This is a genomic window from Protofrankia symbiont of Coriaria ruscifolia, from assembly GCF_900634745.1.
In the GTDB taxonomy this organism is placed as follows: Bacteria; Actinomycetota; Actinomycetes; order Frankiales; family Frankiaceae; genus Protofrankia; species Protofrankia californiensis.
Window position 1 is genome coordinate 22,600 of sequence record NZ_CAAAFR010000101.1, and the last position, 9,298, is coordinate 31,897.

General features: G+C 68.7%; 5 protein-coding genes, 1 tRNA gene and 1 pseudogene. 2 read left to right on the plus strand and 5 right to left on the minus strand.

Translation table 11 applies throughout. From position 1 onward, the window contains the following. Positions 1-147: 147 nt before the first annotated feature. The 4 genes and pseudogenes from CV1CTNOD_RS12970 to CV1CTNOD_RS12985 all read right to left on the minus strand — a co-directional run. Positions 148-506: pseudogene (locus CV1CTNOD_RS12970) on the minus strand (ISAzo13-like element transposase-related protein); the annotation flags it as partial. A gap of 123 nt (positions 507-629) precedes the next feature. Further along, positions 630-2,660 (minus strand): dynamin family protein, encoded by a 2,031-nt coding sequence (locus CV1CTNOD_RS12975; RefSeq protein ID WP_165485489.1) that lies wholly within the window; start codon positions 2,658-2,660, stop codon positions 630-632. Between the two features lie 487 nt (positions 2,661-3,147). Continuing rightward, the gene (locus tag CV1CTNOD_RS12980; RefSeq protein WP_242606650.1) at positions 3,148-3,555 is read right to left on the minus strand and encodes a CHRD domain-containing protein; all 408 of its coding nucleotides are present in this window, start codon (positions 3,553-3,555) and stop codon (positions 3,148-3,150) included. A 146-nt stretch (positions 3,556-3,701) separates the two neighbouring features. Further along, positions 3,702-3,774 (minus strand) — tRNA-Leu (locus CV1CTNOD_RS12985). Positions 3,775-3,945: 171 nt separating this feature from the next. Between CV1CTNOD_RS12985 and CV1CTNOD_RS12990 the strand changes: the two genes are divergently transcribed. Together CV1CTNOD_RS12990 and CV1CTNOD_RS12995 are read left to right on the plus strand one after the other, a co-directional pair. Beyond that, positions 3,946-4,560, plus strand: coding sequence for an ANTAR domain-containing response regulator (locus tag CV1CTNOD_RS12990; RefSeq protein WP_131786370.1), 615 nt, complete (start codon positions 3,946-3,948; stop codon positions 4,558-4,560). Then, the gene (locus CV1CTNOD_RS12995) at positions 4,557-6,218 is read left to right on the plus strand and encodes a branched-chain amino acid ABC transporter substrate-binding protein (protein ID WP_242606651.1); all 1,662 of its coding nucleotides are present in this window, start codon (positions 4,557-4,559) and stop codon (positions 6,216-6,218) included. The genes CV1CTNOD_RS12990 and CV1CTNOD_RS12995 overlap by 4 nt, the downstream gene beginning before the upstream one ends. Positions 6,219-6,259: 41 nt before the next feature. Here CV1CTNOD_RS12995 and CV1CTNOD_RS13000 read toward each other — a convergent pair whose 3' ends face one another. Next, on the minus strand, positions 6,260-8,692 hold the full coding sequence (locus CV1CTNOD_RS13000) for a putative bifunctional diguanylate cyclase/phosphodiesterase (protein WP_131786372.1): 2,433 nt from the start codon (positions 8,690-8,692) through the stop codon (positions 6,260-6,262). Between the last annotated feature and the right edge of the window lie 606 nt (positions 8,693-9,298).

Here is a 9,298-nt window from a genome sequence, read left to right on the forward strand (position 1 = left end):
CCCGGCGCATCGAGTGCGGTACTCGTAATCCATCGGCCGTGGATTAGAGTCGCACCCGCCCCATCACTCGTCCGATGGGTAGGCCCCGCATACCGTCTGAGGTGAGCGTTTAGGACCCATAATGGAAGAAGCTATTCTTTTGCCGGGTTGATGGCTGGTCAGTGGCCGTCTGCGCCAGTTGAGGGTGATGCGGGAGAACAGCCTGTGCTCTATCTTGTTCCATTTACTGGTTCCAGGCGGATAGCGGCGGACGGTGATCTCCAGACCGGTGGCAGCGGCAAGCCTGGCGAGTTCATGCTTTCATAGCCAGGGTCGGTGGCCATTGGAGCCGCCACCATCGGCGGTGATGAGCAGTCTCCTCGCCGTGGGGTATTTCTTCTTCCCCATCGTGTTCCACCATGTGGTGATGGTGGCGACCGCGAACACGGAGATGTCGTGGTCATCCCGACCGATACTCAGGCGCTGTTGTCGGCGATGTCGTAGACGCCGTAGGGGATGGCCTTGCCATCGGCCTATGATATAGACAACTCAGCCAACTGGCAGCCTAATTCGGTGTCCAGAAAAGCAGGAACACTCCATGGGCATGTCGGACGATGCCCCAGGAACGCGGTCGCCCTGGCGGAACCGTCTTACGGCCGGTCGGCCAGATCCCGCAGTTCCGCTACGATCTCGCGACCAGTCTGCTCGACGGGGGCCAGCCTGGCGACCAGCTCACGGCTGGCGACGGTGTCCTCGGCGTCGATGCGATCCATGATCTGAGCCAGGGTCGCATGGAGCCGGGCCCGGTGCTGTTCGAGGTGCTCCTCGACCGCATCGATCAGCATCTGTCCCTGGCTCCGGGCCGCATCGACGAAATCCTCCCGAGCCTGCTTCGCCTGCTCGTCGATCATCCGCTTGCGCTCGCTGCGGGCCTTCTTGATCACTGACTCCCGTTCCTTGAGCACCTCCGTGATCTTGGCGATGCCGATTGCAGCCGCGACGGCGGCACCGACCGGAAGCGCGATGGAGGCGAGGCTGAGGCTGGTCATCAGCGCGGCTGCTCCGCCTACGAAGGGACCGGCTACGCCGACCGTTCCGGCGGCGATCTGCACGAGGCTGTAGACGGACATGACTCCCCGCGCGTCCGCGGGCGGGGGCGGAAGACGGCTGTCGAGCGGTTCCGGGGAGACGAGCTGGGAGCCGGTGGCGTCGTCCCCCAGAGCCAGCCGCAGCAAGGTGCGGCCCTTGGCGTCGAGCTGTTCCAGCTGACGCTGCCAGACGGTAGCCGGGCCGTCGGGGCCGACCATCCACTGCGTGTAGATCTGAACCTGGCGGACGTCGATCTCGTGGACGTGCTCGGCGTCCAGCTTCCCCTCGTCGATCAGCTGGTCGAGCCCGCAGTGCAGTTCCTGCGGCAGATCCGCGAACGGACGCTGCCCGACACGGATAGCGCGTTCCAGCTCGTCGGCCAGCTCTGCGCGCATGCCTTCCGCGGAACTCGCCGCACGCTCCAGCCGCTCGGCGACCGCGGCTTGCTGAGAGGCCAGTTCATCGACGGAAACCTGATGGGCGTCGACGATGTCCCGGATCGGCCGGTGCCGGCGGCGGATCAGCCGTCTCGCTTCGTCGGCGACCTGGACGAGATGACGGTCCCCGGCACCGGATTCGACAAGCCGGTGCAGTCGGTCACGCAGTGTGTCCATCCCGCTGCGTTGCCTGAGATTTCTCGTCGCGTTCCCGTTCGCTTCCTCGGCGGCGGCCTTCGCCTCCCAGGCTGCGGAGACTGGCAGGAATCCTTCGCTGACGAATGCGGCGAGGCCGCCGCCCGCATCGGCGAAGTGTGTCCGCAGGTAGTCGTTGTTCGTCGCCTGTACGTTGCGCCACGCGGCCTGGCCGTGCTCCCGCTGGGTGGCGCGGTCGATGCCGGTGAGCACCCACAGCACACGCTTCCCGGTCTGCAGGTGATGGGCGTACAGGTCACGGATGAGGTCGAGCTCGTTGACCGTCAGCGCCGATGTCGCCTGGGTGACGTAGATGAAGCAGTCGGCCTCCGCCCAGGCGCCGCGCATGATGAGGTCATGGTCCCCGTCGGGGGACTCGGAGCCGGGCAGGTCGAACAGCTTGACCGGCAGGAGGGCATCGGAGATGAGCACCTCGATCTCCAGGACCCGGCGGTTGATGTGCTCGCGGCGGCGGTCGGTCACCTTCCCGTCGGCCGCGCCGTACGAGGCGGCTACGGCGGGCGGCAGGTCGGTGCCTATCTCGACCCAGTCAGAGTCGTCGAACTTGACGCGCAGCAGGCCGCGCCCGGAAGCGTTGACAGACGGGTCGTCACCGACCGGAACGACGGTGGACGGGCAGGCGGTGGTCGGATTCGCCGACGACGGAAGTATGCCGGTGTACTCGCCCTCGTCATCGTCGTCATCTACCAGCCAGTACTCCAGGCGGCCCTGCAGTCCGCTGATCAGAAAGCTCTTCCCGGCCGACTGGCGGCCGAGCATGCCGACGTTGAGCAAGGTGGACAGGGCGCGGGTGCGAAGGCTGCGCACGCGGGCGACATCGGCGGCCAGCTCGTTGACGTCCTGCGGGGCGTCATCCTGGTTTCCGAGCGTCTCCAGCCACGTCTCGCAGCGGCCCAGCAGGTGCGCCAGATCATCACGTGTTTCGTCTACCCCCGTCACGCACAGACATGTACCGCATCGCGGCTTTCCTGTCCAGGGCCACGGCTGTTCCAGCGATATCGGCAGCCGTCCTGCGGCACAGCCCGCAGGCGCGGGAGATGGTCTCCGGCATGCTTGCGACCAACCCGCACCGGCAACGACCAGCTCACTGGATTGTTCCTGCCACCTCACGTTATTTTTCGGGTCAGTCCCGCAGGGACCTGTGGAGAGCCCGGTGCGCTGTGAGGCGCCCGCCGGGTTCGGGAAGCGGCTCGGGGAAACGGGTCGGCCGAGAGACCGACGCCGCGCCCCGGGCGACTTCACCAGCGTGTGCAGGGATCGGATCAACATGGCCAGTCCGAACTGCCGGGATGGCCTTGTTGGCCAGTCGGAACGCCATGGGATGGCGGCTACTTGGCTATTTTCCGGTGCTCGCGGCTCGCACCCGTGCTGGGCCCCTTGGAGCACGGGTCGGAGGCCCTGGGCGATCTTCTCGCCAGTTGGAGGGTCAGGTTGGCCAGTCGAGTTGTGAGTCGGGGATGCCGTGGGCGCGGCCGTATTCCTGGGCTTCGGCGCGCCCCTGCGGATCCCCCCGTCGGTAGCGTATGACTCGACCGGGGAACACGATGAAGCTTTCCTGGGCGGTGTGCAGGTCCACGTACCACCCGGGCGCATCCAGAGCTTCGCTCAGTTGAGCGGCCAGGGCCTCGGTTTCGGTGTCAGCGACGCCGAAGAAGACCAGCGTCCAGACGGGTGGTTGGTCGGCGGTGACATTCCCTGGCGCCAATCGTTGGATCTTCCGGACGATGAGCGACAGGTTGTCCAATACCGCTCCCACGCGCAGGCTCTCCGCGATCAATACTCCGGCGGCCACTGGCTGCTCCCTGGGGTCACGCAGCTCACCGTCCATCTCCATCCCGACACGCAGGAGGTAGCCATAATGATCAAAATCCCGGCAGGTGAATTCGGACGGATCGGAACCCTTGCGCAGGGAGCCGCCATCACTCCGGGGTGCGACACAACAGCCGCCGGGGCTCCGGTTCCCCGTGTAGATGCCGTACGTGCCCCCGGTGGGATTCGAACCCACACTGTCGGTGGTTTGAGCACCGTCTCTCTGCCGTTGGAGTACAGGGGCCGGCAGTCAGACCCGAGGACTCGGGTCTTGAAGTTGCTGTCGAATCGGTCAATATGCAGGTAGCGCTTCCTCCACGACTGTAGCCGGGTAAGGTGCGGATCGACCGACCGCCCCACATCGCGGCGGGTCAACAGTGTGATCCTAGCCCTGCGAGCCCAGGAGTCCGACTCGATGAGCCAGCCATCCTCGACCCCCCGCCGGGTGCTGATCGCCGAGGACGAGGCCTTGATCCGTCTCGATCTGCGGGAGATGCTCCAGGAGGAGGGCTACGAGGTGGTCGGCGAGGCGGGAGACGGCGAGGTAGCGGTCAGTCTTGCCTCCAAGCTCCGCCCCGACCTGGTCATCCTCGACGTCAAGATGCCCCGGATGGACGGGATCGACGCCGGCGCGCACATCGCCAAGGAACGGATCGCGCCGGTGGTGATCCTGACCGCGTTCAGCCAGCGGGATCTTGTGGAGCGGGCCCGTGACGCCGGGGCGATGGCCTACGTCGTCAAACCGTTCCAGAAGAAGGACCTGCTGCCAACGATCGAAATGGCCATGAGCCGCTTCACCGAGATCGTGAGCCTGGAAGCCGAGGTCGAGGACCTGCAGGGCCGCCTTGAGGCCCGCAAGATCATCGAAAGGGCGAAGGGGGTCCTGCAGACCGAGCACGGTATGACCGAACCGGACGCCTTCCGCTGGATCCAGCGCACGTCGATGAACCAGCGACGCACGATGCGTGCCGTGGCCGAGGGTGTGCTGGCCGGTGACCTCCTGCCCGGTGAGGCGCTGCCCGGAACGTGATCGGGCGGAACATGATCAGGCGGGTCGTGATCGGTCGGCCGTTCACGACCCGGCCACGGCGGCGCGCACATGCCGTGTTTGCCGCTGCGGTCGCCCTGATCGTGGTGATCGCAGCCGTCGTCGCGGTGAAACTTGCCGCCGGTTCGCCGGCGGACGGTCCGCCCGGACCACGAACTCGGACGGCCACGCTCGGACTGATGGCACCGCTGTCCGCCGACCTCGCGCCCGTGGGCACGGCTGTGCGCAACGCCGTTCGCCTCGCGGTCGACGAGGCGAACTCCCAGGGCACCATCCCAGGCTGGAAGATCCGGATGAGCGTCCAGGACGACCTGTCCAGGCCGGACGGCGGCGCTCAGGCCGCGGGTGCTCTCGCCGCCGACCGGAGTGTGATCGGCGTGGTCGGGCCGCTGAGTTCCACGGTGGCGATGATTGCCCTGCCCACGTTGGACGCCGCCGGGATCGCGGTGGTCTCGCCGTCCAACAGCCGGCCCGAACTGACCGGCGCCGCCTCGTCGACCCCGTCGACCCCGTCGACCCCCCGGACCCGGCCGTACCGGACCTACTTCCGGCTGAGCGGAACGGATGTGCTGGCGGCCCGTTATGCCGCCGAGTACGCCGTGCGCGTCATGGGCCGTAGCCGGATCGCGGTGGTGGACGGCGGCCCGGACTTCGGCACCTCGCTCGCGGAACGCTTCGCCGCCGAGGCCTCTCGGCTCGGCGCGACCGTCACCGGGACACACCGGGTCGACGGCAGCGCCGACGACGGATCCGAGGTCGAGCAGGTGGCCCGGCACCTGCGTACCGAGGCTCCCGACCTGGTGTATGTGGCGACGGGCTACGCCTTTGCCGCGAAGCTGCGCAACGAACTGGCCGAGCACGGCCCGGCCGTGTCCGTTCTGGGTTCCGACGGGTTGTTCGACCCCCACTACCCCGGGCGGACGCAGAGCGCCTCCGAGGGAGACCTGGTCACCGACCTTGCCGCACCCCTGTCCGAATTGCCGCAGGCCAGGGAGTTCGCTGCGGCCTACCTCGACCGGTGGTCCGACGAGGACGGCAGCGACAGCAACCGGGGGGATGACGCGCGTAGCAGTGAACCGGGCCACGGCGCCACCGCCGGCCGCAACAGCCCCGCAGGCGGTCCCACCGGCAGCCCCACCAGGGGTGGCAGCCCCATCGGCGGTCCCGCCAGCGGTGGCGGCCCCACCGGTGACGGGGCCAACAGCGGCGGCCCCGGCAGCGGCGCTCGCACCGGTGCTGGCGCTGGCGCTGGCGGCTCCAACGGCGGTAACGCCCCCGACCGCGCCGCTTCCGGCGCCGACAGCCCCGCAGGGGGTGGCGGTCATGTCGTCGTGTCTGCCTCACCGGCGGTTTCGCCGTCACCGGACGTGGACGTGATCCCCCCGGTTGCCGCCTACGCCTACGACGCGGCACGGGCGCTGCTGCGGGCCGCGGGCAGCGTCCTTCCCGGCCGCGACGACGTGGACGAGGCCACCAGGGCGGCGATCGTCACCGCCGTCGGGCAGGGCCGCTTCCCCGGTGCGACCGGTGACGTCGGCTTCGATGCCTGGGGGGACCCGCTGACGCCGGTGGTGACCGTCTACGCGGTACGCAACCGGACGTTCGTCCCCGTGCGGGTCCACCGGTCCGCACCATCATAAGATCGACACAAGCCGATGCCACGGCGGTGCGCGCCGACAACTCAGCAGCGCTCGACGATGGCAGGTCGCCAGCTGGGCAGGTCGGGTTGCGGCCGGGCGAGAAGGTAGCCCTGGATGAGGTCGCAGCGCAGCGCCTGGAGCGCGGCGAGCTGGTCGGGCGTTTCGACACCCTTGGCGATGGCGGTGAGACCGAGCGTGTGCGCAAGCCCGATGACAGCCGCGACGACAGCGTGTTCAGCCGGGTCCTCGGTCATCCTCGCGATGCACCGCCGGTCGATTTTGAGACCGTCGAGGGGGATGCGGTGCAGCCGGCTCAGCGACGAGTAGCCGGAACCGAAGTCGTCAACGTACAGGATGACCCCATGGGCGCACAGGTCGTGCAACGTGGCGGCGACGGCGGAAGTGTCGTCGACGAGTGCGCTCTCGGTGATTTCCAGGCCGAGCTCGTAGCGGTCGTCTGCGTTGGTGGCATCCAGTAGCGCGGTGAGCTCGGGGAGGAACCGGGGATCGGCGAGCTGACAGGTCGAGACGTTGACGGCGATGCGGGGTGCCACGCCGGTCGGCAGCCTGGACGCCCAGGTGCCGGCCGCCCGGCAGGCCGTTTCCAGGACCCAGCGGCCGAGCGGAACGATCAGCCCGGTCTCTTCCGCGATGGGGAGGAACGCCTCGGGTTCGAGCAGGCCGCGTTCGGGGTGTTGCCACCGGACCAGGGCTTCGACACCGGTGAGCTCACCGGCCATGTTCATGACGGGCTGGTAGAACAGCCGCAGCTCGTCGGTGACCAGCGCGCGGCGCAGGTCCTTCTCGGTCCGCAGGCGGCACAGGGCCTGGGCCCGCATGACCTCGTCGAAGATCACGCGACAGCTGCGGCCCTGCCGTTTGGCGGCGTACATGGCGATGTCGGCGGCGCGCAGGATGTCGCCGGAATCGGACAGCTCCGGCCCGGACACAGCGATACCGACGCTGGCGGTCACGATGACGGTCCGCCCGCACGCCGTCTTGGGTATGGCCAGTGTGGTGACGATGCGATCGGCGACCGCCTCGATCGGGGCCGTGGACGTGACGTCCCCGCACAGGACGGCGAACTCGTCCCCGGAGAACCGGGCGACGGTGTCGCCGGGGCGGACGGTCTGCAGCAGCCGCGCCGCCACCTCGCGGAGCAGCTCGTCGCCGGCCTGGTGGCCCAGCGAGTCGTTCACCGTCTTGAAGCCGTCGAGGTCGACGAAGAGGACGGCGACGCGACGTTGGTGGCACCGGGCATGGGTGAGCGCCTGGCCGAGCTGGTCGAGAAGCGCGGTGCGGTTCGGCAGTCCGGTGAGCTCGTCGTGCAGGGCCTGGTAGAAGGCGTCGGCAGCCCTCGCCCGTTCCACCTCGTTGGCTCGCGCCGCCAGCACCGCGGTCGAGATCTGACCGGCTATCAGCTCGATGAAGTCGCGGTAGTCGCTGCCGAGGGCGAGCTGGTCGCTGATCCCGGCGAGCAGCAGGCCGATGGGCAGCCCGTCGCAGCCCTCGGCGAGCGGGACGACGATCGCCGAGTTCGGCGGCCGGCAACCGCCGGTCAGCCGGAGCGGGAGCCGTTCGGGCAGCCGATGGACAACCCGGGCCTGACCGGACGACAGCGCGTCCATCAGCTCGGGGAGGGCAGCGTCACGACCGAACGCACTGAGTACCCCAAGAACCTGGGCCTCCGGCAGCGCGAAAGAACCATCATCGCGCTGCCTTCGGCCCTCCGGGCGGTCGAGGGTCTCGGGGTCGCCAGCCAGGCCGCAGGACGCCACCGGTCGCAGCCCCGGCCGCTGCGCGTGCGGGTCCCGGAGCAGGACGACGCCGTACGGGACGTCCCCGGAGTAACGGTCCAGCACCTCGACGGCCCGGGTGCACACCTCCCGCGGACTGCGCGGGTCCGAGGTGGCGGTGGCGAGCTCGCGCAGACAGGCGAGACGCCGGGCGCCGAGCACCTGCCGGGTCATCTCCTGCACCGTCGCCAGGACGCCGACCACACCGCCGCCCGCGACATCCCGGATCGGGCTTAAGGAGAAGGTGAAGTAGCACTCCTCCAGGTATCCGCGCCGGTTCAGCAGGAGGAGCTGGTCCTGCGACCAGGTGGCGCCGCCGCCGGACATCACCTGGTCGAACATCGGGCACATGGTGTCCCAGATCTCCGGCCAGACCTGCCGGAACGGCCGACCGAGGCATCCCGGGTGCTTGTGACCGATCATGGCTGCATACGCGTCGTTGTAGATGTAGACGAGCTCCGGCCCCCACAGGACCATCTTGGGGAAGCCGGACTCGAGGCAGATGCTCACCGCCGTCCGCAGGGTGGGACCCCAGTCCCGGAGCGGACCGAACGCGGTGGCGGTCCAGTCCCTGGCCGCTATCAGCCGTCCCATCACGCCGCCGGCCGCGAACACCTGGTCCATACCCACCTCGTTCGCCTCGTTCGCGCCCCCGCCGGTGCTCGGCTCGACGGTCACGGTGGCGTCCTCGACATCGACGGAGCGCGGCGGGGCTGATCCGCCTGATCGCTGCCCCGTCTCAGCGCGATCGAGGGCGGGGCGACCGAAGGCGGGGCTGTCCGGCTCGCGGCGCCGCGGGCCGGAACACGCACACAGGCGCTACCATCTGTCGCACAAGCGCTACCAATGGTCATTGGTGCCCTTCGCGTCGGAGCTGCGGACGCCGCGGAGCACATGCCTGCTGTGCAACCCACGAGCCGGTCGTAGTGGGCCCACCGAGGAACCCGACCGGGGCGCTGTTCACCGCTCCCGTCGAACGAGATCGGCGGGGATGTCGACGCGGCGCGAACGTATGTACTCGGCTAGGCCCTTCGCCCGAGGATCGGGGCGTGTTGCCGAGAGTACTCCTTCTCCCGGTAGTCCGTCCGGCTCCGAGGCCGGTAGTCCGTCCGGCCCCCGGCCGCCGGGCCGGAGGTCCTCCAGCTCCGGGCCCGACCACTCAGCCAGGGGACTTCAGCCAGAGGACCTGGGCCTCCGGCGACGCGGAAAGAGGTGATCGTGCCCTCTTCGGCCCGCTAGTGTACTGCGCCGGAAATCTGAGCTTTTAGTTCTTAACTGTTCCGG

Excerpts from the sequence above, each read along its gene's own strand:
- CV1CTNOD_RS12990 (WP_131786370.1), top strand. The coding sequence starts at position 3,946 with ATGAGCCAGCCATCCTCGACCCCCCGCCGGGTGCTGATCGCCGAGGAC.
- CV1CTNOD_RS12980 (WP_242606650.1), bottom strand. The coding sequence starts at position 3,555 with ATGGAGATGGACGGTGAGCTGCGTGACCCCAGGGAGCAGCCAGTGGCC.